Below are 24,255 nucleotides of genomic sequence, written 5' to 3' on the forward strand. Positions count from 1 at the left end.
TTCCCTTCTACTTGTTTTTTTCAGGGTTGATCGCACACCGAACCAGCCCCTCATACCGCTGAGGGGTCAGATATTACTCTCGGTAAACTTTTCGTAATACAGCTGAACGCCATCAAGTGCCTGATCCAGCAGCCATTGTTTGATGGATTCGACCATCGGCGGCGGGCCGCACACGTACATATCTGCCGATTGATCCCGCAATTCGGCCAGGTCGAAATGCTCCGTGAGGTAGCCACGCTTGCCGGCCCAATCGGAGGGCGGATCGCTGAGTACTTCGGTGTAGCGAAAACCCGGGATTCTATCGGCGTAGGCTTTTATGCGTGTTGCCTCGCATAAATCTGCCGCACCGCGCACGCCGTAATACAGGTGCACCGGCTGTTGGCAGGCGCTGGCGGCCAGTTCATCAAGCATACCAAGCAGCGCCGATAAACCAGTGCCGCCGGCCACCAACACCAGCGGTCGGGTGACATGCCGAAGGTAGAAGGCCCCCAATGGCGCCTCCAGCAGCAACTCATCGCCGACCTGGCAGCGTTCGCGGATGTAGTTGCTCATGACGCCATCGGGCAGCAGGCGGATCAGGAACTGCAATTGATTGCCCGGGCGGTTGGCGAAAGAGTAAGAACGCCAACAGTCGGTGCCGGGAATCGACAGGCGGGCGTATTGGCCCGGCAAAAAGTCCAATGAGTTTTCCAGCTGCAGGTGCAGGATCGCGGTGCTGGTCGAGATCTGCTGCACATTGCTCACCGTGCTGCGGATTTGCACTGGCCCCGGCGCGTTGCACAGGCTGGAATCAAAATCGAAATAAAACGCCGCGTCGGACTGGACCCGGGTCTGGCAACTGAGCATTTTGCGTTGTTGCAGGTCCAGGCTGGAGAGGGCTTCCTCGTCCACGTAGTCCTGAGTGAAATCGCCGGACTCGCAACGACCCTGGCAGGTGCCGCACACGCCTTCGCGGCAGTCGAGCGGGATCTTGATGCCGTTGCGCAAGGCTGCGTCCAGCAGGATCTCATTGGCGCCCACCGGGAAAAACAGGGTTTTGCCGTCGGCAAAACTGAAGGCCACTTTGTGATTCATTCGCAGAACTCCGCGAGTTTGATGGTTATGCCTGACGAGTGAGCTTTTGTGGTGAGGGGGCTTGTCCCCCGTTGGGCTGCGAAGCGGCCCCCAATCCAGGCACCGCGATCTGTCTGTCAGAGCGCGTTTAGCTTATTGGGGCCGCTGCGCAGCCCAACGGGGGACAAGCCCCCTCGCCACAAGGTCGCGCTCGCCACAAAAGCTCGCTGTCAGAGGTGATAGAAATCCAGCACCGAGTTGATGGTGTCGTTGAGCAGCAGCGCATGCTTGCGGGTGATCAGCCAACTGTCGCCATCGGGCTTGAGGCTGTAAGTGGCGCTGCCGTAGAACTGCTCCGACGTCGCCAGCCGATAGAACAGCGTGTGCCAGTTCAGCTTCACTTCCAGCAGCCCGTCCGGTTGCTCGGCAATCCGCACGTTGTTGATCAAATGCAGCGTCCTCGGCATCGGCGTGGCCGACGCGGCCTTGCCCGTGCGCAGGCGAAACACCCGATCCTCCAGGCCCGAGCGGTTGGCGTAGTAGATCAGCGACATCTCGCGCTTCGGGTCGCGGGTGTAGACGTGTTCCGAATCCCACTGCGGCAGATGAAACTCACTCTGCGGGTCGAACAGCTGCACATACGCGTCCCAATCCTGGGCATCGCACAGCTCGGATTTACGGTAAAAAAACTGCTCGATCCGGTACTGCAATTGCGCATTCATCATTTCACCTCCCGCAGTTTCAGGGCTTGGGCATCGAGCCCGTCCAGCAGGAATTTCTGCCAGTTGCGGTGCTGGTTGACGTACAGCCCTTCGTGGGTGAATTCGGTGCCGGTCATCGCCGGCTGGATGCCGATGGATTCGCTATTGGGCGTCGGCCCGGTTTCCCAGCGATGGCTGCCACGGGAGATGTCGCTCCAGCGCTCCAGGCGGCCCTGGAAGCCGCGCTGGGCTTCGCGAAATTCCACCAGGTCATCCGGCGTGCCCATACCGGAGACGTTGAAGAAATCCTCGAACTGGCGAATGCGGTTTTCTCGGTCGGCGTCAGACTCGCCTTTCACCCCCAGGCACTGGCTGATGATCTCGGTCTTGTTCCAGGCGATGGGGCGGATGATCCGCAACTGCGAACTGATCTGGTCGAGAAAGAACAGGCTCGGGTAGATGTTCAGGTTGCGCAGGCGGTGCATCATCCACTCGGCTTTTTGCTGGCCGTGTTCTTCGATCAGGCGCGGCATGATGGTGGCGTAGCCGGAGCGGACCGTCGGATTCGGCATGTCACTGAACAGCAGGCTGTGGCCATTGTTGAAGGCGAACCAGCCGTCATCGGTATTCGCGTCGCCGGCGCCGAGCTTGCTGTAGTCCAGGGTCGTGCCCGAGCCGGTACCGTTTTCAGTGTTGACCTGCTGGCGATGCTGCACCGTGGCCACGTAGTTGTAGTGCACGGTGCTGACGTGATAACCGTCCAGGCCGTTTTCGTTTTGCAGTTTCCAGTTGCCGTCGTAGGTGTAGGCCGATTTGCCCGGCAGCACTTCCAGTTCACCGGTGGCCGACTGGGCGACCATCATGTCGAAGAACACTTTGGCGTCGCCGAGGAAGTCTTGCAGGCTATTGGTGCCGTTCACGTCCAGGCTGATAAACACGAAGCCCTTGTAGCTCTCGATCCGCGCCTTTTTCAGGCCGCGAGTGGCTTTGTCGAACCCTTCGGGGTATTCCCCCGGCGCCTTGACCTTCACCAGCCGGCCATCGCTCTTGTAGCACCAGGCGTGGAACGGGCAGGTGAAGGTGGACTGGTTGCCCTTGCCGACCCGCGTAAGGGTGGTGCCGCGGTGCTGGCAGGCGTTGATCAGTGCGTTGAGCTGGCCTTCGCCGTCGCGGGTGATGATCATCGGCTGGCGCCCGGCGCGCATAGTGATGAAGTCATGCTTGTTGGCCAATTCGCTTTCGTGGCAGGCGTAGATCCAGTTCTTTTCGAAGATCAGTTCCATCTCCAGATCAAACAGCTCCGGCTCGGTGAACATGTCCCGGGCGATGCGGAACACTTCATCCACCGGACGAAAGTCCAGGCAGCCTTCGATAAAGCTTTTCCACTGCTCGACGCTTCTTGCACCACTCATGGGAGGCACCTTTTTGATAATGGCTAAACGGGTAGGCCATTAAGAGGCTGCGGCGGGGTGGCGGGCTATCCGGTTAATGGGGGAAGGTGGGCCACTTAGTTGGGCACCAAATACCCACGGCGGTGCAGGGCAGTGGCGGAATGCGCTACTGTCTAGCAAGGCGATTGTCGGAAAAGTCGGCGTGTTATCCACTTAATCGACGGTTGCTATCCACCCAGTGGCAATGCCGCTGGCGTGGCGCAAAACTTGCTGTTGCTCTACCAGGACGCGCCGTCAGAGCGCGCCGGCCACAATTGCCGTGGGTGCCCCGTGATGAGTAGCAATACACGCGATATACGTATCGAGCGCTTCGACCTTGAAGGCGCCTGCAGCTGGATGTCCGGCATTTGCGGGCCACACCGGCTGCAGACCGCGACGCCAGAGCGCATCCGTTTTCACCACAGCGCCAATGTGTTCAAGTCCCGCGCCACCACGCTGGGGATTATTGAGTACGGCACCGACGTCACGATCGACATCGAAGACGCCGAGCACTTCAGCAGCTACAGCCTGAGCCTGCCGCTGGTGGGCGAGCAGGAACTGAGCAAGAACGGCGAACGGCTCAGTTCCAACCGCGACCAAGGCGTGATCATCTCGCCCAATGAGCATCAAGTGCTGGCGATTTCCGGCGACTGCCGCAAGTTGCAGGTGGTAATCACCCGCGCGGCGATGAGCGAATCCCTGGAAGGCCTGCTGCAACGGCCGATTGAGGCGCCGCTGCGCTTTGAGTCGGTGATGGATGCAGTGGATGGCGCCTCGGCGTCATGGTGGCGTATGGCGCGGTATTTCATTGCGGAGCTGGAGCGTAGCAGCGAGCTGTATGACCAGGCGGCGTTTACCCGGGATCTCGAAAGCTCGCTGATCAAGGGCCTGATTCTCGCCCAGCCGAATAACTACTCCGAAGAACTGCGGGACGTGCTGGGGGTGAAGCTGCCGCACTATCTGATCCGTGCGCGGCAGTACATCCACGACAACGCCCGGGAAGCGGTGCATCTGGAGGATTTGGAGACGGCGGCGGGTGTGTCGCGCTTCAAGCTGTTCGATGCCTTTCGAAAATACTTCGCCCTGTCGCCCATGGCCTATTTGAAGAAATACCGCCTGGGGGCTGTGCGCCAGGAAATCCTCGAACACGGCTCGACCCGCACCATCTCCGAAATCGCCCTGGGCTGGGGCTTTACCCATTTGGGGCGATTCTCGGCCGAGTACCGCAAGCTGTTCGACGAGTCCCCCAGCCAGACGCTGCAACGCAACGACGCACGGCGCATGCGGGGATGAATACTTTACTCAAAAACAACGGAGATCAAATGTGGGAGCGGGCTTGCTCGCGAATGCGGTGCATCAGCCAACTCATTCGGTGACTGACACTGCGCATTCGCGAGCAAGCCCGCTCCCACATTGGATGTGTGGTGTTCTTTTAAATCAACTCTTCCACCAATTGCAGGCAATGACTGAGCCCCGGCGACTGGTCATTGATCCGCCGGCTAAGAATGATCGGCGAAGTGGCGGTGGCTTCCACCACCGGCGTGTAGCCGATATCGGCACGATGCAGCACTTGCACCGAGGCCGGCACCAGGGTCACGCCCATGCCCGCGCCCACCAGGCCGATGGCGGTCTGCAATTCATTGGTCCACTGCGCCACCTTCAGGCTCAAGCCGTGGGCGTCGAACAGCGCGATCACATGGTCGGCGTAGCTGGGCCGCGGGTTACCGGGGTACAGCACGAAAGGTTCTGCGGCCAATTGCGCCAAGGTGGCCGGAGCGCCCAGCAAGGGATGCCCGGCGGGCAACACCGCCACCAGCCGATCCTCCACCAATACCCGCTGCACAATCGCCGGATCGTCGATGCGAATCCGCCCGAAACCCACGTCTATCCGCCCGGCCTTGAGGGCTTCGACCTGTTGCAACGTGGTCATTTCCGACAGGCCCAATTCCAGCTCCAGGCCATCGTGGCTGCGCAGCCGTCGAATCAACTCCGGCAGCACGCCATACAGCGTCGACGGCGCAAAACCGATGCCCAGCCAGGTCTTTTCGCCCAAGCCAATGCGCCGGGTGCTATCGCACACCTTGCCCAGTTGCTCCAGCAGCACATTGGCGTGCTCATAGAAAAACCGCCCGGCCTCGGTCAGGCGCAACGGCCGCCCGCGTTCCAGCAGGACCACGCCCAGTTCGTCCTCCAGTTGCTGGATCTGCCGGCTCAACGGCGGCTGGGCAATGTGCAGGCGTTCGGCGGCGCGGGTGAAGTTGAGGGTTTCCCCCAGCACCTGGAAGTAACGCAGATGGCGCAGTTCCATAAGGACTCCTTTCATACCTTGAGGGTATTGTTCGAGACTCATTCTATATTGGAAGCCAGCAGAGATCCGGAACAGAATCAGGCCAAATCTATAAAGAACCCAACGGGTATTGCCATGCCGATTTGCGCCATCGAGTCGATCGAGACCATCATCGTCGATCTCCCTACCATTCGCCCGCACAAGCTGGCGATGCACACGATGCAGAACCAGACCCTGGTGATCATCCGCGTGCGCTGCGCCGACGGTATCGAAGGCATCGGTGAATCCACCACCATCGGCGGCCTGAGCTACGGCAATGAAAGCCCCGACAGCATCAAGATCAACATCGACCGGCACTTCGCGCCGCTGCTTCTTGGCCAGGATGCGAGCAACATCAATGCCGCCATGTTGCGCCTGGAGCGCAGCATCCGGGGCAACACCTTTGCCAAGTCGGGTATCGAAAGCGCCTTGCTGGATGCCCTTGGCAAACGCCTGAACCTGCCGGTCAGCGAATTGCTCGGTGGCCGTGTGCGGGACGCCTTGCCAGTGGCCTGGACCCTCGCCAGCGGCAACACCGAAAAAGACATCGCCGAGGCCGAGAAGATGCTCGACCTGCGCCGCCACCGCATCTTCAAACTGAAGATCGGCGCCGGTGAAGTCAGCCAGGACCTGGCCCACGTGATTGCGATCAAAAAAGCCTTGGGCGATCGCGCCAGCGTGCGGGTTGACGTCAACCAGGCCTGGGACGAAGCCGTGGCCCTGCGCGCCTGCAAAGTGTTGGGCGACAACGGTATCGACCTGATCGAACAACCGATTTCGCGCAATAACCGTGGCGGCATGGTCCGGCTCAACCTGTCGAGCCCGGCGCCGATCATGGCCGACGAATCCATCGAATGTGTGGAAGACGCCTTCAACCTGGCCCGCGAAGGCGCGGCCTCGGTGTTCGCCCTGAAGATCGCCAAAAACGGCGGCCCGCGTGCGGTATTGCGCACCGCGGCGATTGCCGAAGCAGCGGGCATTGGCCTGTACGGCGGCACCATGCTCGAAGGTGGTATCGGCACCCTGGCCTCGGCCCATGCCTTTCTCACCTTGAACAAACTGGCGTGGGACACCGAGCTGTTCGGCCCGTTGCTGCTCACCGAAGACATCCTCGCCGAGCCGCTGGTGTACCGCGATTTCCACCTGCATGTCTCCACCGCTCCGGGCCTGGGCCTGGCCATCGATGAAGAGCGCCTGGCGTTCTTCCGTCGCGATAAATAACCCGAGGACACTTGCGATGTTGTTCCACGTAAAAATGACCGTGAACCTGCCCGTCGACATGAACCCCGAGCGCGCTGCCGGCCTCAAGGCTGAAGAAAAAGCCTTCTCCCAGCGGCTGCAACAAGAGGGCAAATGGCGCCACCTGTGGCGCATCGCCGGGCTGTATGCCAACTACAGCGTGTTCGATGTCGACAGCGTGCAGGAACTGCATGACCTGTTGATGCAACTGCCGCTTTATCCTTACATGGCCATCGAAGTGAATGCCCTGTGCCGGCATCCATCGTCGATCCGTGAGGATGATCGCTGAGTCTGTTTTTTCACCTAATAATTACAAGATGAGGATTGCACCATGTCCATCCGACTTTCCCAGACTGCTCACGCCCAACAGTTTCTCGAAGAAGCCAGCGGCAACCTTAACGACGGCGGTAACCCACGGGCCAAGGCGCTGATCTACCGGATCCTGCGGGACACGGTGAACATCATCGAAGACCTGGAAGTGACCCCGGAAGAGTTCTGGAAGGCGGTCAACTACCTCAACGAACTGGGCAAGAACCAGGAAGCCGGGTTACTCGCGGCCGGCTTGGGCCTGGAGCATTACCTGGACATGCTGATGGACGCGGCAGACGAAGAAGCCGGCAAATCCGGCGGCACCCCGCGCACCATCGAAGGCCCGCTGTATGTGGCCGGGGCGCCGCTGTCCAAATATGAAGCGCGGCTGGACGACGGGCAGGACCCGGGTGTGCCGCTGTTCATGCAAGGCCAGGTGCGCGACACCAACGGCAAGCCGCTGGCGGGGGCGATTGTCGACGTGTGGCAGGCCAATACCGGCGGCACGTATTCGTGGTTTGACGGCACGCAGTCGGAGTTCAACCTGCGTCGGCGGATCGAGACCGATGCCCAGGGCAACTACCGTTTCCGCAGCATCGTACCGTCCGGGTATGGCTGCCCGCCGACCGGTCCGACCCAGCAGTTGCTGGACCAGTTGGGCCGCCATGGCCAGCGGCCTGCGCATATCCACTTCTTCATCTCGGCGCCGGGCCATCGGCACCTGACCACGCAGATCAACCTGTCGGATGATCCGTACCTGCATGATGATTTTGCCTATGCGACGCGGGACGAGTTGATCGCCGAGATTCGTTTCAGCGAGGACGCAAACCTGGCGAAAGAGTTTGGGGTGGAAGGGCAGTTCGCGCAGATTGATTTTGACTTTGAGTTGCAGCCGGCGGCAGCGCCGGTGGAGCAGAAGCGCATGCAGCGAGTGCGCGCGCTCGAAGACTGAACGCGGTAAAAAATGTGGGAGCGGGCTTGCTCGCGAATGCGGCGGATCAGTCAATATTTCCGGTGACTGACACTCCGCCTTCGCGAGCAAGCCCTCTCCCACATTGGATCTGTATCGTTTGGCCTACTTGCGAACAACCAGGTCGAGCAAATCATCCCGATCCTTGATCTTCTGCAACACGATCTCCGACCGAATATCCATCACCCCCGCCGTGCGGTTCAGGTGGTTCACAATAAAGTCCGAAAAGTGCTTCAAATTACGCGCCTGCACCCGCAGCACATAATTGCTCGCCCCCGTAATCACATACGCACTGGCCACCTCCGGCCACCCTTGCACCTTCTTGATAAACGTCTCGTGCCAATCCTCCACATCCTGACGCAACGACAGGTGGACGATGGCTTCCAGCTCAATCCCCAACTGTTCGGCGTTCAACACCGCCCGATAACCGCTGATGATTCCTTCGCTCTCCAGCAGGCGCAAACGCCGCAGGCAAGCCGAGGGCGACAGAGCGACTTTCTCCGCCAGTTCCTGGTTACTGATACGGCCATCCTGTTGCAGGAAATGCAGAAGGCGCAGGTCGGTGGCGTCGAGAATCATGGTTAGAATAAATCCGCGTGTTTGGGGGTTAAATTCGAATTTCCTACAGCTTAATTAGCCTGTTGCCCACCACTTTGCACGAAAATTCTCTAAAGCTTCGTTCATTATTTGGCTCATTGTTACTACAAGAACAGGACTGACCATGACCACCCGCACCCATTGCCTGACCCTCGATGCCCAGGATCCGCTAGCGCCACTGCGCGACCAATTCGCCTTGCCTGCCGGGGTGATCTACCTCGACGGCAACTCCCTCGGCGCGCGCCCGGTGGCAGCGCTGGCGCGGGCGCAAGCAGTGATCGCCGAGGAGTGGGGCAATGGCCTGATTCGCAGTTGGAACAGCGCCGGCTGGGCCGACCTGTCCCAGCGCCTGGGCAATCGCCTGGCACCGCTGATCGGCGCCCGCGACGGCGAAGTGGTGATTACCGATACCACCTCCATCAACCTGTTCAAGGTGCTCAGCGCGGCGTTGACTGTGCAGCGCGAGCGAGCGTCAAGCCGCAAGGTGATCGTCAGCGAAGCGAGCAATTTCCCCACCGACCTGTACATCGCTGAAGGCCTGACCGAACTGCTGCAACAGGGCTATTCCCTGCGCCTGGTCAACAGCCCGGACGAACTGCCCCAAGCTATCGACCAGGACACGGCGGTGGTGATGCTCACCCACGTCAACTACAAGACCGGCTACATGTACGACATGCAGGCCCAGACCGCGTTGAGCCATGAGTGCGGCGCGCTGACGATCTGGGACCTTGCGCATTCGGCGGGCGCGGTGCCGATCGACCTGCATCAGGCCGGTGCTGATTATGCGATTGGTTGCACCTACAAATACCTCAACGGCGGGCCTGGCTCCCAGGCGTTTGTGTGGGTCAACCCGGCGTTGGTGGATGTGGTCATGCAGCCGCTGTCGGGCTGGTTCGGGCATACCCGCCAGTTCGCCATGGAGTCGCGTTATGCGCCAAGCCAGGGCATCGCCCGCTACCTGTGTGGCACCCAGCCGATTACCTCGCTGGCGATGGTGGAGTGTGGCCTGGATATTTTTGCCCAGACCGACATGGCCAGCCTGCGCACTAAATCCCTGGCGCTGACCGACCTGTTTATCGAGCTGGTGGAATCCCGTTGCGCCGCTCATGACCTGACCTTGATCACCCCGCGTGAACACGCGCGGCGGGGCAGCCACGTCAGCTTCGAACACCCGGAAGGCTATGCGGTTATCCAGGCCTTGATCGCTCGCGGCGTGATTGGTGATTATCGCGAGCCGCGGATCATGCGTTTCGGTTTTACCCCGCTGTACACCAGCTTTGCTGAGGTGTGGGATGCGGTGGAAATCCTGGGTGAGATTCTCGACCAGAAAACCTGGGACGAGCCGCAGTTCAAAGTGCGCCACAGCGTCACCTGAGTAAACACAGAGCAAAAATGTGGGAGCGGGCTTGCTCGCGAATGCGGTCTATTAGTCCCTGATGTATTGACTGGCACACCGCTTTCGCGAGCAAGCCCGCTCCCACAGGGGACAGTGTTTCAACCAGAAAGCAGTGCAATCACAATAATAAAGGGGCACGCCACGTGACCACGCCAGACCAAGGCTTTGCCGCAATAACCAATCGCGAACTGGGCCTCAGGCGCCAGCTCACTTCCGGCCAGATGAGCATGATCGCCATCGGTGGAGCCATCGGCACCGGGCTGTTCATGGGCAGCGCCTACGCCATCGGCTATGCCGGGCCCAGCGTGCTGGTGAGCTATGCCATCGGCGCACTGATCACCTTGTTGCTGATGGGCTGCCTGGCGGAGATGACCGTGGCGCATTCCACCTCGGGCTCCTTCGGCGCGTATGCCGAATTTTACGTCAGCCCGCTGGCCGGTTTCCTGGTGCGCTATGCGTACTGGGCGGCGATTGTGCTGGCGGTGGGCGCCGAGGTCACGGCGGTGGCGATGTACATGAAGTACTGGTTCGCCAACGTGCCGGAATGGGTGTGGATCGTGTCGTTTTCCAGCGTGTTGATCGTGCTCAACGCCATCAGCGTCAAGACCTTCGGCAACTTCGAATACTGGTTCTCCACGATCAAGATCAGCGCCATCGTCGGCTTCATCATCCTCGCGGTGTATGTGGTGTTCGGCTCCGGCAATCCGGATTACGGTATGCAGAACTACACCGCCCACGGCGGCTTTTTCCCGAATGGCTTGAGCGGCATGTGGATCGCGGTGATCGTCTCGATCTTCAGCTACCTGAGCGTGGAGATGATCGCGGTGGCCGCCGGTGAAGCGGCCGACCCGGAGCAGGCGGTGAAGAAAGCCTTCCGCGCGACCATCGTGCGGCTGGTGGTGTTCTACCTGCTGACCCTGGCGCTGATGCTCGCCATCGTGCCGTGGAACCAGGCCGGGCATGCTCAGAGCCCGTTCGTCACGGTGATGCAGACCATCGGCATTCCCGGCGCCACGGGCGTGATGAACTTTGTGATCCTGATCGCGGCCTTGTCGGCGATGAACAGCCAGCTCTACATCACCACCCGCATGATGTTCAGCCTGTCTCGCGCCGGCTTCGCGCCCAAGTCCATGGGTGCCTTGAGCAAGAGCGGCATCCCGTTGAACGCCTTGCTGCTGTCCAGCTCGGGCATTGCCCTGGCTACCTTGCTGAACGTGGTGTATCCGGAAAGCTCGTTCACCTTGATGATGGCGATCTCGATGTTTGGCGCGATCTTCACCTGGTTCATGATTTTCCTTACCCACCTGTTTTTCCGCCGCTACCGCAAGCGTCACGGCGGGCCGAAGCTGTCGTTCCAGCTGGCACTGTTTCCCTACAGCACGCTGCTGGGCCTGGTGCTGATGGGCGCGGTGATGATCACCACGTTCTTCACCGAGGCCTTCAAGATGACGCTGGTGTTCGGGGTGCCGTTCCTGCTGATTCTGTCGCTGGTGTACTACGTGTTCTTCCGCAAGGGTCGCCAAAACCCTGTAGGCGCGAGCTTGCTCGCGAAAAACCCGAGAGCGCCGGGTTAAATCAGAAAGCCCGCGTTATCGTTGACGTTCTTCGCGAGCAAGCTCGCTCCTACAGGGGGAAAGGGCGTTTAGCAGTTGGGCGGCGTAACCGGGCAATTGGTCGAACCCGCGCGCGCATAACAGCAGTTTGCGACAGGCCCAATCCTCGGTCAGGGGTTGGGCCTGGAAGCGCCGCTCCAACGGCCAGCGTTCCAGCGCGGCCAACGGCACGATCCCCAGCCCGGCGCCCCGGGCGACCATGCGAATCAAACCATCAAAGCCGTCCGCGCGGATGCGGGTCTGCAAGCGAAAGCCTGCGTGCAACGCCTGTTCTTCCAGGTATACCGCCAGCGCGCTGTCGGCAGCCAGGCCTACGTAGTCGTGCTGCAAGCTGTCGATAAAACTCACGGTGCGGTCTGCCAGCGGGTGATCGAGGGGCATGATCAGCACCAGCGGGTCGTCGCGAAAGGGCAGGGTCTGCAAGCCGTGGGTGTCCACCGCATCGGAAATAATCCCCAGGTCTGCCGCACCCTGGCGCAAGGCGTGGGTGATGCGCAGGCTCGGCAGTTCCTGCAGGTCGATATCCAGGTTGGGGTGTTCCCGCAGAAAGTCCGCCAGCAATTCCGGCAGGTATTCGCTCAGGGCCGTGGTGTTGCACAGCAGGCGCACCTGGCCTTTGACGCCGTTGGCGTACTCCGCGAGGTCTTGCTGCAGGTGCTCGGCCTGCTGCAACAGCAGGCGGGCGTGGCGGGCCAGGGCTTTGCCTGCTGCTGTTGGCGTTACGCCACGGCGGCCGCGTTCCAGGAACGCGATGCCCAGCGAGGCCTCCATCGCCCGAATCCGCGCACTGGCGGCGGCCAGGGACAAATGGCTGCGGCTGGCGCCGGCGGTGATGTTGCCGGTGTCGAGGATGTGCAGGTACAGGCGCAGGTCGATCAGGTCAAAGTGCATGGGCTGGGGATCTCGGTGTCTGGACGGGCCTCTTCGCGAGCAAGCCCGCTCCCACATTTAGATCTGTGAACCCTTTCAAAATGTGGGAGCGGGCTTGCTCGCGAAGAGGCCATCTGCCTCACGCGGAACAAGAGGCTGCCTCAGTATATGGCGAATTTTCAGACATCACCCAAACCTGCAAAATCCGACCCATGAATACCTTACTCGCGTTCTACCAAAATCTCGGCCCGGCCCTGACATTGCTGGTGATCGGCACCTTCCTGCTGGCCGGTACGGTCAAGGGCGTCATCGGCCTGGGCTTGCCCACCGTCGCCATGGGGATGCTCGGCCTGGCTATGTTGCCGGCGCAGGCTGCGGCCTTGCTGATCATCCCGTCCACCGTCACCAACCTCTGGCAACTGGCGTTCGGCGGTCATCTGAGCGCCTTGATCAAACGCCTGTGGCCGATGCTGCTGCTGATTTTCCTCGGCACCGGGCTGGGCTCGTTGTGGCTGGGTATGGACGGCGGGCACTGGGTGGTGCGGGCGTTGGGCGGGGCGTTGCTGGTGTATGCCTTGAGCGGGTTGTTGTTGCCGACCTTCCAGGTCAGCCCGGCCACCGAGCGCTGGCTGGGGCCATTGTGCGGCGTGCTGACCGGGGTCATCACCTCGGCCACCGGAGTATTCGTGATCCCGGCGGTGCCGTATCTGCAAGCGTTGGGCTTGAACCGCGATCAACTGGTGCAAGCGCTGGGGCTATCGTTCACCGTGTCGACCCTGGCGCTGGCGGCCGGGTTGTTCTGGCGCGGCAGCCTGGGCGGTGGGGAATTGAACGCCTCGTTGCTGGCATTGGTGCCGGCGCTGCTCGGCATGTGGCTGGGCCAGGCCCTGCGCCAGCGCATCAGCGCGGTGCTGTTCAAGCGGGTGTTTTTTATCGGGATGGCCGCGCTGGGTGGGCATCTGCTGATCAGTGGTTAAGAATCTGCTGTTGATTTGTGTATTTTGGTCAAATGCGTTTTGACCGTCCGGTACGTATTCCAAAGCACAGGCCCCGTTATCCTGAGTCTGTAATGCGGCTAGTATCCGTGTAGCCGCTATAAAGAGGATTCACGTTGAAAGCCCGATCCGATGAGCTACAGATCTTCGTCTGCGTAATTGAATGCGGGTCGATTTCCGCCGCCGCCGAACAGGTTGGGCAGACGCCGTCGGCAGTCAGCCGCACGTTGTCGCGCCTGGAAGCCAAGCTCGACACCACCCTGATCAACCGCACCACACGGCGCATGGACCTGACCGAAGAGGGCAAGTATTTCTTCGAGCGGGCCAAGGTGATCCTCGAGCAAATGGACGACCTGGAAGAGCGCCTGTCGTCGCGCCAGCAAACCCCCTCGGGGCGCCTGCGGATCAACGCGGCATCGCCGTTCATGCTGCATGCGATCGTGCCGTACATCGCCGAGTTTCGTGGCCTGTACCCGGACATCCAACTGGAGCTGAACAGCAACGACCTGATCATCGACCTGTTGGAGCAGAGCACCGACATCGCCATCCGCATTGGCGCCCTCGCGGACTCGACCCTGCACGCCCGCTCACTGGGATGCAGCCCGCTGCATATCCTCGCCAGCCCGGCTTACCTTGAACAACACGGCACGCCCACCACCGTAGCCGAACTGGCCGGACACAGCTTGCTCGGGTTCACCCACACCGAAACCCTCAACCACTGGCCGCTGCGCCATGTGCACGGCGATCGCTGGCAGATCCAGCCGAGCGTCGCCGCCTCCAGCGGTGAAACCTTGCGCCAGCTGGCGCTGGAAGGGCAGGGCATCACCTGTCTGTCGGACTTCATGACCGCCCAGGACATCAAGAGCGGGCGCCTGATACCGGTGCTGGCGGAGTTCAACAGCGGCTATCGCCAGCCGATCAACGCCGTGTACTACCGCAACTCGCAATTGGCCTTGCGCATCCAGTGCTTCCTGGACTTTATCCAGGGCAAGCTGGCCAGCTACGCCAGCTGATTCGTGACCCCTGCGCAAGAGTGAATTGGGCAATACGGACTTATTCGGAATGGATAGGTCCGCAATACTGACGCCATCAATTACTCACGCAGGGAGAAACCTCCATGAACGTATTCATTACCGGCGCTGCCGGTTTTATCGGCGGCTCCATCGCCAATGGCCTGGTCAAGGCCGGCCATAAAGTGACCGGCCTGGTACGCAGCGCCGAACAAGCCGAAGAAATGACTGCACTGGGCATCATGCCGGTGATCGGCACGTTGGATGACAGCGCACTGTTGACCGAGCAGGCGAAGAACGCTGACGCCGTTATCAACGCCGCCAGCAGTGACCATCGCGGCGCCGTGGAAACCTTGCTGGCCGCGTTGCGCGGTTCCAACAAAACCCTCCTGCACACCAGCGGTTCGAGCATCGTCGGCGATGCGTCGGGCGGTAAGTCCAGCGATGTCATCTATTTTGAAGACAACTTGCCGGAGCCGACCGTCGACAAGGCCGCTCGCGTGGCTATCGACAATTTGATCCTTGCTGCCGCCAAAGACGGCGTGAACTCGGCGGTGATCTGCAACACCCTGATCTACGGCCACAGCCTGGGCGTTAAGCGCGACAGTGTGCAGTTGCCACGTTTGCTCAAGCAGGCGCGTAAAAGTGGCGTTGTGCACCATGTGGGCACCGGCCAGAACATCTGGTCCAACGTGCACATCGAAGACGTGGTCGCGCTGTACCTGCTGGCGCTGGAAAAGAATGTGCCGGGCACGTTCTACTTTGTGGAAAGTGGCGAAGCGGCGTTTGTCGACATGACCACCGCGATTGCCGAAGCATTGAAGCTGGGCAAGCCACAGGATTGGCCGTTGGCAGATGCTGAAGCCGAGTGGGGCTATGAAATGGCCAACTACGGTTTGGGCTCCAACAGCCGTGTGCGTGGCAAGCACGCCCGCGAACTGCTGGGTTGGGCGCCGAAGCGCACTTCTGTAGTCGAGTGGATTCGCAACGAGATGGTGTGATGTTCGCTTGAAACCGAGGCGAGCCCTTCGCGAGCAAGCCCGCTCCCACATTTGACCGCATTCCAAAGTTGGAACTCGGTTAAGTGTGGGAGCGGGCTTGCTCGCGAAAGGGGCGACTCGGTCCAACAGTCTTATCCAACACTAGCCCCACTTCACTCATTTCCGTACCATCCCCCGCCTTATCCCTCGCAACTCCCCGGTACTTCAATGAACCTCACCCGTCTGCGCGCCGACGCCCTGGCCGGACTCACCACGTCTTTTGCCTTGCTCCCCGAGTGCATCGCCTTCGCCCTGGTGGCTCACCTCAACCCGCTGATGGGCCTCTATGGCGCGTTCATCATCTGCACCCTCACCGCGCTGTTCGGCGGCCGACCCGGCATGGTCTCCGGTGCCGCCGGTTCGATGGCGGTGGTGATCGTTGCACTGGTGGTGCAGCACGGCGTGCAGTACCTGCTGGCCACGGTGTTGCTGGGCGGCTTGATCATGGTCGCCTTCGGCCTGTTGCGCCTGGGCAAGCTGGTGCGCATGGTGCCGCACTCGGTGATGCTCGGGTTCGTCAACGGCCTGGCAATCATCATCGCCCTGGCGCAGTTGGAGCATTTCAAGAGCGGTGACACCTGGCTCAGCGGCACGCCGTTGTACGTGATGACCGGGCTGGTTGCGGCAACCATGGCCATCGTCTACCTGCTGCCGCGCCTGACCCGCGCGGTGCCGCCAGCCCTGGTGGCGATCCTCGGCGTGGGCCTTGCGGTGTACCTGCTCGGCTTGCCGACCCGCACCCTGGGCGATATGGCTCACATCGCCGGCGGCCTTCCGACCTTCGCGTTGCCGCAGATTCCCTGGACCCTCGAAACCCTGCACATCATCGCGCCTTACGCGATCCTGATGGCCATGGTCGGCCTGCTGGAAACCCTGCTGACCCTCAACCTTACTGACGAAATCACCGAAACCCGTGGCTACCCCGACCGCGAAAGCGTGGCCCTGGGCGCGGCGAATATGGTCTCTGGCCTGTTCGGTGGCATGGGTGGCTGCGCGATGATCGGGCAAACCGTGATCAACCTCAGCTCCGGCGGGCGCGGGCGGTTTTCCGGTGTGTTCGCCGGGGTGATGATCCTGTTGTTCATTCTGTTTCTGTCACCGCTGATCGAGCGCATTCCGCTGGCGGCGCTGGTAGGCGTGATGTTCGTGGTGTCCCAGCAGACGTTTGCCTGGGCTTCGTTGCGGGTGATCAACAAGGTGCCGCTGAACGACGTGCTGGTGATCATGGCGGTGACGGTGATTACCGTGTTCACCGACCTGGCGACCGCAGTGCTGTGCGGGATTGTGATTGCGGCGCTGAACTTCGCCTGGCAGCAAGCGCGCGAGCTGTACGCGGACGAGCATATGGAAGCGGACGGCAGCAAACTCTACCGCGTACACGGCACGCTGTTCTTCGCCTCGACCACGCCGTTCCTGAACCGGTTCGACCCGGCCAACGACCCGGCCCAGGTGACGCTGGATTGTCGTCATTTGAGCTTTGTCGACTATTCGGCAATTGCCGCGTTGATGACCCTTCGGGAGCGCTACACCAAGGCCGGCAAACATCTGCGGGTGCTGCACCTGTCTGAGCGCTGCCGCAAACTGCTCAAGCGTGCGCGGGTGCAGCACGACTGACAGTTGTGATCGTTCCCACGCTCTGCGTGGGAACGCCGCCCTGGACGCTCCGCGTCCGCTCTAGTCGTGACGCGGAGCGTCACAGGATGCATTCCCACGCAGAGCGTGGGAACGATCACGGTCCGACCAGGTTTTCCAGTTCCTGGGCGCGGGTCTGGGTCATGTCCAGCACGCAGCCGGAGCCGTTGACCTGATCAATGGTGCCGCCGGTTGCCGAGCCGATGAAGCCGCAGTTGGCATCGCGAAACTTGAGCCACTGGCGTTGTACGTCTTGCAGCTGCTGCTTGCGGTTGCCTTCCATCGCGGTCATGGCGGCTTTGTAGGCGGTGTTCAGGCGTGCGTCCTGCACCTTGGTTTCCTTGGCGTTGCAATCGACCATGTCGGCGGTGGTGTTGGCGCCGTCCATGCATTTTTTCAGCGCCGGATTCTCGTCGGCTGAAGCCGTGCCGCAAAAGGCCAGCAGCAGTGCTCCGGCAGCGAAAGGAACAAGCAGGTGGTTACGATTCATTCTGGGTTTTCCTGGTCATGAGTCGGTGTGCAGTTTAAGACTCGGCCTGCGCAGTTGAGTTTCCAGCCCCGGCGATCTTCATGTAAGAACGCCCCCCGAATTTTCATCCACTGACCCAGGGCATATCCCTGTGCGACAGGGCTTGTCTGTGGGCGAAAATTACTTTCATAAAAATTGAAAATCCACCCCGGTAATGATTTATGACTTTCACAACCTATTCGACGTGACCCTTTCCGAGGAGTACCGCATGGCCGCATCACCGGGGTATTGGCTGCTGATCTACGCCGCCATCGCCATCATTGCATTGATCGTATTGATCGCGCGTTATCGGCTCAACCCGTTTATCGTCATCACCCTGGTGTCTATTGGCCTGGCGCTGTTGGCCGGGATGCCGGCGGATACGATCATGGGTTCCTACGAGGCCGGCGTCGGCAAGACGCTGGGGCATATTGCACTGGTGGTCGCGCTGGGCACGATGCTCGGCAAGATGATGGCCGAGTCCGGCGGCGCCGAGCAGGTGGCGCGCACGTTGATCAATCGGTTCGGCGAGCGGAATGCGCACTGGGCAATGGTGTGCATTGCGTTCCTGGTGGGGCTACCGCTGTTCTTCGAGGTCGGTTTTGTGTTGCTGGTGCCGATCGCCTTTACCGTGGCGCGGCGGGTGGGCGTGTCGATCCTGATGGTCGGTCTGCCAATGGTGGCCGGCTTGTCGGTGGTGCATGCGCTGGTGCCGCCGCATCCGGCGGCGATGATGGCGGTGCTGGCGTATAACGCGTCGGTTGGGCAAACGGTTTTGTATGCGATTCTGGTGGGTATCCCAACGGCGATCATTGCCGGCCCGCTGTACGCCAAATTCATCGTGCCACGCATTCACCTGCCGGCGGAAAATCCGCTGGAGCGCCAGTTCATCGACCGCGAACCGCGCACCCGTTTGCCGAGTTTCGCCCTGACCATGGGCACCATCCTGTTGCCGGTGGTGCTGATGATGATCGGCGGCTGGGCCAACCTGATTTCCACACCGGGCACCGCCTTTAACCAGTTCCTGTTGTTTATCGGTAACTCGGTGATTGCGCTGCTGGTGGCGACCCTGGTGAGCTTCTGGACGCTGGGCCTGGCCCAGGGTTTCAACCGCGAATCGATCCTCAAGTTCACCAACGAATGCCTGGCACCCACCGCCAGCATCACCTTGCTGGTGGGCGCGGGCGGAGGTTTGAACCGGATTCTGGTAGACGCTGGCGTCACCAATGAAATCCTCGGGCTGGCCCATGCCTTCAACCTGTCGCCCTTGGTGATGGGTTGGCTGTTTGCCGCGTTGATGCGCATCGCGACCGGCTCGGCCACGGTGGCCATGACCACCGCCTCGGGCGTGGTAGCGCCGGTCGCCATGGGGCTGGGTTATCCACACCCTGAGTTGCTGGTGCTGGCCACCGGTGCGGGCTCGGTAATCTTTTCCCACGTGAACGACGGCGGCTTCTGGCTGATCAAGGAATACTTCAATATGACGGTGATCCAGACCTTCAAGACCTGGACCGTGCTGGAGACCCTGATTTCGGTGGTTGCCTTCGGTCTGACGTATGGTCTGTCCTGCATCCTGTAACCGGAGACCTCATGGACATCCTCTACCAGATCCGCGCCCGCCAGGATTCCTTCAGTGCCGGCGAAGGGCGTATCGCCAAGCTGATGCTTGATGACGTTGGTTTCGCAGCGTCCGCCAGCCTGGAAGCGTTGTCCCAAAGGGCCGAGGTCAGCACCGCCACCTTGTCGCGTTTTGCCCGCAGCGTCGGGTGTCGTGACTTGCGTGACCTGCGCCTGCAACTGGCCCAGGCCAGCGGCGTCGGCAGTAGGTTTCTCGACCCGGCGGGTTTGCCTGAGCAGTCGGCCTTTCACCGGCAGATTCTCAGCGATATCGAATCGACGTTGCGCCGGCATTTGTCCGGTTTCAACCAGCGCAGTTTTGTCGACGCCGTGAGCCTGCTGGGCAAAGCGCGGATGATCCACGCGTTCGGCATGGGTGGGCCGTCGAGCCTGTGCAGCGACGAGTTGCAAGTGCGCCTGGTGCGGCTGGGCTACTCGATCGCCGCCTGCCACGACCCGGTGATGATGCGTGTGACCGCCGCCACCTTGGGCCCGGAACACGCGCTGATTGTTTGCTCGCTGACCGGCATCACCCCGGAGGTATTGGGCGTGGTGGCGCTGGCGCGTAATTACGGCGCCAAAATCATCGCTATCACCCTGCCGGATTCCCCGCTGGCGCAGTTGGCCGATGTGCTGCTGCCGCTGCAACCGGCGGAAACCAGTTTTATCTACAAGCCAACGGCGGCGCGCTACGGAATGCTGTTGGCCATCGACGTACTCGCCACCGAGCTGGCCTTGGCCATGCCGGACGACAACCAGGAACGCCTGCGACGGATCAAGCTGGCCCTGGACGATTATCGCGGCGGCCCCGACAGCCTGCCGCTTGGAGATTGAAATGAAGTACCACACGTTGATCCGCCAGGCGCTGATCATTGATGGCAGCAATACCCCCGGCTATGTCGCCGATGTGGCCGTGCACGAGGGCCGTATCGAGAAGATTGGCGACTTGTCCCGAGACAGCGCCGAGCATGAAATCGACGCCACCGGGCGCGTATTGGCGCCGGGGTTTATCGACGTGCACACCCACGACGACACGGTAGTGATCCGTCACCCGCAGATGCTGCCAAAGCTGAGCCAGGGCGTGACCACGGTGATCGTCGGCAACTGCGGCATCAGCGCTTCGCCGGTCAGCCTGCGGGCCGATCCGCCGGACCCGATGAACCTGCTGGGCAAGCGCGAGGCCTTCGCCTATCCGCGGTTTGCCGATTACCGCGCGGCGGTGGAAAGTGCCCATCCGGCGGTCAACGTGGCGGCGCTGATCGGCCACACGGCGCTGCGCAGCAACCATATGGACGAGCTGCACCGCACCGCCACTCCCGATGAAATCGCCGCGATGCGCGTGCAGTTGCAGGAGAGTCTTGCGGACGGTGCCCTTGGGTTATCCACTGGGCTTGCCTACGCCAGCGCCTTCAACGCCGAGACCGATGAAGTGCTGCAACTGAGTGAAGAACTCACGGCGTTCGGCGCGGTGTACACCACCCATTTGCGCAGCGAGTTCGAACCGGTGCTGGAGGCCATGGACGAGGCGTTTCAGATTGGCCGGCATGCCAAGGCGCCGGTGATTATTTCTCACCTCAAGTGCGCGGGCGCCGGTAACTGGGGACGCAGTCCGCAGTTATTGGCTTCGCTGGAGCACGCGGCGAAGACTCATCCGGTGGGTTGCGATTGCTATCCCTATGCGGCCAGTTCATCGACCCTGGATCTGAAGCAGGTTACCGACGCGTTTCGCATCACCATCACCTGGTCCACGCCGCATCCGGAAATGGGCGGACGGGATTTGCAGGACATCGCCGCCGAGTGGGCGGTGCCGCTGATGGACGCCGCCCGCCGCCTGCAACCCGCCGGGGCGGTGTATTACGGGATGGATGAGACCGACGTGCAGCGCATCCTGGCGCATCCACTGTCGATGATCGGTTCGGATGGTTTGCCGGAAGACCCGTTCCCTCATCCGCGCTTGTGGGGCGCGTTTCCACGGGTACTCGGGCATTTCAGCCGAGACCTCGGCTTGTTCCCGCTGCACACCGCCGTGCACAAGATGACCGGCTTGTCGGCGGCGCGCTTTGGCCTGGCCGAGCGCGGTGAGATCCGTGAAGGGCATTGGGCGGACCTGGTGCTGTTTGACCCGTTGCGGGTGCGGGATGTGGCGGACTTCAAGGAGCCGCAGCGCGCGGCGGAAGGGATTGACGGAGTGTGGGTCAATGGCGTGCTGAGTTACTGCGACGGGCAGGCCAACGGACAGCGGCCCGGCCGATTCCTGGCGCGAAACGGGGATTTGCGTAAGGGGTTTGCGGCCGTATAGTGGCCGCTCTCAAACACGGAGCAATCGCCATGCACTTAGGAAAAGTCACCCCCATTTTGCGCAGTTTCGACGAGGCCAGGACACTGGAGTTCTACGTCGACTTCCTGGGGTTCAAGGTCGATTGGCAGCACCGGTTTGAAGACAACTTTCCGCTGTACCTGCAGGTGTCGCTGGGGGAATGCGTACTGCACCTGTCCGAGCACCATGGCGACTGCACGCCGGGTGCGGCGGTGCGGATTCAGGCTCAAGGGCTGGAAGCGTACCAGCAACAATTGCTGGCCAAGAATTACCGCAATGCCAAGCCGGGGATTGAAGACACGCCATGGGGCAGTCGCGAAATGAGCATCAGCGACCCGTCGGGGAACCGGTTGGTGTTTGTTGAAGAAGTAGCGGTTTAAACCCGTTCTAATGTGGCGAGGGAGCTTGCTCCCGTTGGGCTGCGCAGCAGCCCCAAAACCAGGCGCCGGGTTTACCTGAACGGTCTCGGTTGTTTGGGCTGGAGCCGCTTCGCGGCCCAACGGGAGCAAGCTCCCTCGCCACAGTATGAGGGTGCTTGCGTTGAAGGTGTGTTTACACCCGGAAATGGCTGACCATCTGCTGCAACTGCCCGCCCAAACGTGCCAGTTCCACACTCGACTTGGCCGTCTCATCGCTGGCTGCCGCCGTCTGCTCCGACACGTCCCGCACGTTCACGATACTGCGGCTGATCTCTTCCGCCACGGCACTCTGTTGCTCGGCGGCTGCGGCAATCTGCTGGTTCATCGACTGGATGTTCGACACCGTACGGGTGATGTTTTCCAGTGATACACCGGCCTTGCGCGTCAGTTCGACGCTGCTGTCGGTGAGGCTGCGGCTGTTGTTCATCACGGCAGCCACTTGCTGGGTGCCATTCTGCAAACCGGCCACCAGGCCTTCGATTTCTTCGGTGGATTTCTGGGTGCGCTGGGCCAGGCCGCGGACTTCGTCGGCGACCACGGCAAAACCCCGACCGGCTTCACCGGCACGAGCCGCTTCGATGGCGGCGTTGAGTGCCAGCAGGTTGGTCTGTTCGGCCACGGCCTTGATCACGTCCATCACGCTGCCGATCTTGTTGCTCTCTTGTTGCAGGTGCGTCATGGCGTCGGTGGAACGCGCCACTTCGGCTGCCAAACGCTCGATCTGGGCGATGGCTTCGGCCACCACCTTGTCACCGGCGCGGGCTTCCCCGTCGGCGGCCGAGGCAGCCTGGGACGCTTGTTCGGCGTTACGGGCGACTTCCTGCACGGTAGCGGTCATCTCGTGCATGGCGGTGGCCACTTGATCGGTCTCGATCTTCTGGCTGTTGACCCCGGCGCTGGTCTGTTCGGTCACGGCCGACAGCTCTTCGGCGGCAGCGGCGATCTGGGTCACGCCGTCGCGGATGCCGCTGATCAATTCACGCAGGGTGGTGCCCATGCGCTGGATGCCTTGTTGCAACACGCCGAGTTCGTCGCGGCGGGTCACCTGGATGTTGTGGCTAAGGTCGCCGGAAGCGATGCGCTCCACCACGGCGAGGGTCTCGCGCAATGGGCGGGTGATCTGGCGGGTGATGATCACGGCAGCCACGATACCCACCAGCAATGCCAGCAATGTGCTGATCAGTTGCAGGCTGCGGGCCTGGGCGCTTTCGGCGTCGCGGCGTTGCAGTTGGATGTCGTACAGCTTGTCGCTGATGGTGACGATGTCGGTGCCCTGGGTAGTCATTTCTGCCCGGGCCGAGACGATGTTGGCGTTGGCTGCCTTGTAGTTCTGGACGGCGCTGCGATAGGCGCCGAGGGCGGTTTCCAGTGAGCTCAGGGCGGTCTGTTGGCTGGCGCCGAACACCGCATGCAGGCCTTTCAAACCGTCGATGGCTTTCTCGATCTGCGCGGCGGCACGGGCTTCAGTCTCGGCGTTGACGTTGCCGGTGTAGCCGCGCACTTCGTAGCGGGCCAACTGGAACTGTTCCTTGGCGGAGTTCACGGCCTCGAACTGAGCGAAGCGTTCGGTGCTCTCAGGCATCTGGCGCACGCTGGAGTCCAGGGCACTGATCTGCGCGTTGGCGATGTCAGCCTTGTCACCCATGACCTGGCGCGCGGCGTTACCGTTGCGGTAGGCCTCGCGCATTTTGTTCAAGGACTGCTGGTAAGCGGTGATGATCGCTTTTTGCTCGTTGAGCAGCTTGAGGTTGTCCGGGCTCTTGAAGCTGTCCAGCAGCTTCTGTTGTTGGGCGACAAAACCGTCGAGGTTAGTCTGCACGTTTTGCGCCACGGCTTCGTCGCCGTTGGCCAACATGTATTGCAGGCGCACGATTCGCAGTTTGGTCAGCGAAGCGTTGAGCTGGGTGATGTCGCTCATCCAGTTGCTGCGGTCGATCAGGCCGCCCAGGCTGGTCCAGCCGGTGAGCGCGAGGATCGAGGTGAGTACCAGTACCAGGCCGAAGCCCAGGCCCAGTTTCATGTTGACGCTGATGTTGCCGAACCAACTATTCATCGCATTCCTCCAGGAACAGATTTGCGGGTACATCCGGTTGCTGGAAGTAGCGACCAGCCGATGGGTAGTCAGGAGGTATCGGCAGCCCTGGCGAGAGCTGAAACGGTTTTTTCGTGAGGGGAAGATTTATGGACCGTGAGCGACGAGCGGTCGCGCCGCC

Annotated in this window: 22 protein-coding genes and 1 pseudogene; 14 read left to right on the forward strand and 9 right to left on the reverse strand. The window is 61.3% G+C overall.

Going from position 1 to position 24,255, the window contains the following annotated elements; translation table 11 throughout:
* Nucleotides 1-66: 66 nt before the first annotated feature.
* From antC to antA, 3 genes are all read right to left on the reverse strand, one after another.
* Nucleotides 67-1,074, reverse strand: coding sequence for an anthranilate 1,2-dioxygenase electron transfer component AntC (antC, locus tag HBJ59_RS26705; protein WP_167665282.1), 1,008 nt, complete (start codon nucleotides 1,072-1,074; stop codon nucleotides 67-69).
* Nucleotides 1,075-1,283: 209 nt separating this feature from the next.
* On the reverse strand, nucleotides 1,284-1,775 hold the full coding sequence (gene antB / locus HBJ59_RS26710) for an anthranilate 1,2-dioxygenase small subunit (protein WP_003212320.1): 492 nt from the start codon (nucleotides 1,773-1,775) through the stop codon (nucleotides 1,284-1,286).
* On the reverse strand, nucleotides 1,775-3,166 hold the full coding sequence (gene antA / locus HBJ59_RS26715) for an anthranilate 1,2-dioxygenase large subunit (RefSeq protein ID WP_167665283.1): 1,392 nt from the start codon (nucleotides 3,164-3,166) through the stop codon (nucleotides 1,775-1,777). The genes antB and antA overlap by 1 nt, the downstream gene beginning before the upstream one ends.
* Nucleotides 3,167-3,478: 312 nt before the next feature.
* On the opposite strand from antA, the gene HBJ59_RS26720 reads away from it, so the two are divergent.
* Complete coding sequence (locus tag HBJ59_RS26720; protein ID WP_167665284.1) at nucleotides 3,479-4,477, forward strand: helix-turn-helix domain-containing protein; 999 nt, start codon at nucleotides 3,479-3,481, stop codon at nucleotides 4,475-4,477.
* Nucleotides 4,478-4,616: 139 nt separating this feature from the next.
* On the opposite strand, the gene HBJ59_RS26725 is transcribed toward HBJ59_RS26720, so the two are convergent.
* The gene (locus HBJ59_RS26725) at nucleotides 4,617-5,492 is read right to left on the reverse strand and encodes a LysR family transcriptional regulator (RefSeq protein ID WP_167665285.1); all 876 of its coding nucleotides are present in this window, start codon (nucleotides 5,490-5,492) and stop codon (nucleotides 4,617-4,619) included.
* Nucleotides 5,493-5,606: 114 nt separating this feature from the next.
* Between HBJ59_RS26725 and HBJ59_RS26730 the strand changes: the two genes are divergently transcribed.
* The 3 genes from HBJ59_RS26730 to catA are packed head-to-tail and all read left to right on the forward strand — an operon-like array spanning nucleotide 5,607 to nucleotide 8,010.
* Nucleotides 5,607-6,731, forward strand: a complete 1,125-nt coding sequence (locus HBJ59_RS26730) for a muconate cycloisomerase family protein (protein WP_008436677.1) — start codon at nucleotides 5,607-5,609, stop codon at nucleotides 6,729-6,731.
* 16 nt (nucleotides 6,732-6,747) lie between these two features.
* Nucleotides 6,748-7,038, forward strand: a complete 291-nt coding sequence (gene catC, locus HBJ59_RS26735) for a muconolactone Delta-isomerase (protein ID WP_093202109.1) — start codon at nucleotides 6,748-6,750, stop codon at nucleotides 7,036-7,038.
* A 42-nt stretch (nucleotides 7,039-7,080) separates the two neighbouring features.
* On the forward strand, nucleotides 7,081-8,010 hold the full coding sequence (catA, locus tag HBJ59_RS26740) for a catechol 1,2-dioxygenase (protein WP_076013815.1): 930 nt from the start codon (nucleotides 7,081-7,083) through the stop codon (nucleotides 8,008-8,010).
* A 123-nt stretch (nucleotides 8,011-8,133) separates the two neighbouring features.
* On the opposite strand, the gene HBJ59_RS26745 is transcribed toward catA, so the two are convergent.
* Nucleotides 8,134-8,607, reverse strand: coding sequence for an Lrp/AsnC family transcriptional regulator (locus HBJ59_RS26745; protein WP_003212305.1), 474 nt, complete (start codon nucleotides 8,605-8,607; stop codon nucleotides 8,134-8,136).
* A gap of 142 nt (nucleotides 8,608-8,749) precedes the next feature.
* Here HBJ59_RS26745 and kynU point away from each other — a divergent pair, with 142 nt between their 5' ends.
* Together kynU and HBJ59_RS26755 are read left to right on the forward strand one after the other, a co-directional pair.
* Entirely contained in the window at nucleotides 8,750-10,000 is a 1,251-nt protein-coding gene (kynU, locus tag HBJ59_RS26750; protein ID WP_167665286.1) for a kynureninase, read from the forward strand.
* A gap of 164 nt (nucleotides 10,001-10,164) precedes the next feature.
* A complete protein-coding gene (locus tag HBJ59_RS26755; protein WP_076013813.1) occupies nucleotides 10,165-11,595 on the forward strand; it encodes an amino acid permease in 1,431 nt (476 codons plus the stop codon).
* Nucleotides 11,596-11,610: 15 nt separating this feature from the next.
* Here the strand turns inward: HBJ59_RS26755 and HBJ59_RS26760 are convergent, their stop codons facing one another.
* On the reverse strand, nucleotides 11,611-12,525 hold the full coding sequence (locus HBJ59_RS26760; RefSeq protein WP_167665287.1) for a LysR substrate-binding domain-containing protein: 915 nt from the start codon (nucleotides 12,523-12,525) through the stop codon (nucleotides 11,611-11,613).
* Nucleotides 12,526-12,716: 191 nt separating this feature from the next.
* Between HBJ59_RS26760 and HBJ59_RS26765 the strand changes: the two genes are divergently transcribed.
* The 4 genes from HBJ59_RS26765 to HBJ59_RS26780 all read left to right on the forward strand — a co-directional run bounded on the left by HBJ59_RS26765 (nucleotide 12,717) and on the right by HBJ59_RS26780 (nucleotide 17,163).
* Nucleotides 12,717-13,481 carry a sulfite exporter TauE/SafE family protein gene (locus tag HBJ59_RS26765; protein ID WP_167665288.1) on the forward strand — a complete coding sequence of 255 codons (765 nt, stop codon included), beginning with the start codon at nucleotides 12,717-12,719 and terminating at the stop codon, nucleotides 13,479-13,481.
* A gap of 134 nt (nucleotides 13,482-13,615) precedes the next feature.
* The gene (locus HBJ59_RS26770) at nucleotides 13,616-14,512 is read left to right on the forward strand and encodes a LysR family transcriptional regulator (protein ID WP_076013810.1); all 897 of its coding nucleotides are present in this window, start codon (nucleotides 13,616-13,618) and stop codon (nucleotides 14,510-14,512) included.
* Between the two features lie 104 nt (nucleotides 14,513-14,616).
* On the forward strand, nucleotides 14,617-15,510 hold the full coding sequence (locus HBJ59_RS26775; protein WP_167665289.1) for an NAD-dependent epimerase/dehydratase family protein: 894 nt from the start codon (nucleotides 14,617-14,619) through the stop codon (nucleotides 15,508-15,510).
* 207 nt (nucleotides 15,511-15,717) lie between these two features.
* Entirely contained in the window at nucleotides 15,718-17,163 is a 1,446-nt protein-coding gene (locus tag HBJ59_RS26780; protein WP_167665290.1) for a SulP family inorganic anion transporter, read from the forward strand.
* Nucleotides 17,164-17,278: 115 nt separating this feature from the next.
* Here HBJ59_RS26780 and HBJ59_RS26785 read toward each other — a convergent pair whose 3' ends face one another.
* On the reverse strand, nucleotides 17,279-17,671 hold the full coding sequence (locus HBJ59_RS26785) for a lysozyme inhibitor LprI family protein (protein WP_167665291.1): 393 nt from the start codon (nucleotides 17,669-17,671) through the stop codon (nucleotides 17,279-17,281).
* A gap of 193 nt (nucleotides 17,672-17,864) precedes the next feature.
* On the opposite strand from HBJ59_RS26785, the gene HBJ59_RS26790 reads away from it, so the two are divergent.
* From HBJ59_RS26790 to HBJ59_RS26805, 4 genes are read left to right on the forward strand one after another with little or no spacing between them, the layout of a single operon-like run.
* The gene (locus HBJ59_RS26790; protein ID WP_076013806.1) at nucleotides 17,865-19,268 is read left to right on the forward strand and encodes a gluconate:H+ symporter; all 1,404 of its coding nucleotides are present in this window, start codon (nucleotides 17,865-17,867) and stop codon (nucleotides 19,266-19,268) included.
* An 11-nt stretch (nucleotides 19,269-19,279) separates the two neighbouring features.
* The gene (locus HBJ59_RS26795) at nucleotides 19,280-20,140 is read left to right on the forward strand and encodes a MurR/RpiR family transcriptional regulator (RefSeq protein WP_167665292.1); all 861 of its coding nucleotides are present in this window, start codon (nucleotides 19,280-19,282) and stop codon (nucleotides 20,138-20,140) included.
* A gap of 1 nt (nucleotide 20,141) precedes the next feature.
* Entirely contained in the window at nucleotides 20,142-21,605 is a 1,464-nt protein-coding gene (locus HBJ59_RS26800) for an amidohydrolase family protein (RefSeq protein WP_167665293.1), read from the forward strand.
* Nucleotides 21,606-21,634: 29 nt separating this feature from the next.
* Nucleotides 21,635-22,003 (forward strand): glyoxalase superfamily protein, encoded by a 369-nt coding sequence (locus tag HBJ59_RS26805; RefSeq protein ID WP_010174227.1) that lies wholly within the window; start codon nucleotides 21,635-21,637, stop codon nucleotides 22,001-22,003.
* 172 nt (nucleotides 22,004-22,175) lie between these two features.
* Here HBJ59_RS26805 and HBJ59_RS32100 read toward each other — a convergent pair whose 3' ends face one another.
* The gene (locus HBJ59_RS32100) at nucleotides 22,176-23,039 is read right to left on the reverse strand and encodes a methyl-accepting chemotaxis protein (RefSeq protein ID WP_371857023.1); all 864 of its coding nucleotides are present in this window, start codon (nucleotides 23,037-23,039) and stop codon (nucleotides 22,176-22,178) included.
* Nucleotides 23,031-24,128: pseudogene (locus HBJ59_RS32105) on the reverse strand (methyl-accepting chemotaxis protein); the annotation flags it as partial. The gene HBJ59_RS32100 and the pseudogene HBJ59_RS32105, both read right to left, overlap by 9 nt.
* Nucleotides 24,129-24,255: the final 127 nt, after the last annotated feature.

The organism is Pseudomonas sp. AN3A02 (assembly GCF_011765255.1).
Lineage (GTDB): Bacteria > Pseudomonadota > Gammaproteobacteria > Pseudomonadales > Pseudomonadaceae > Aquipseudomonas.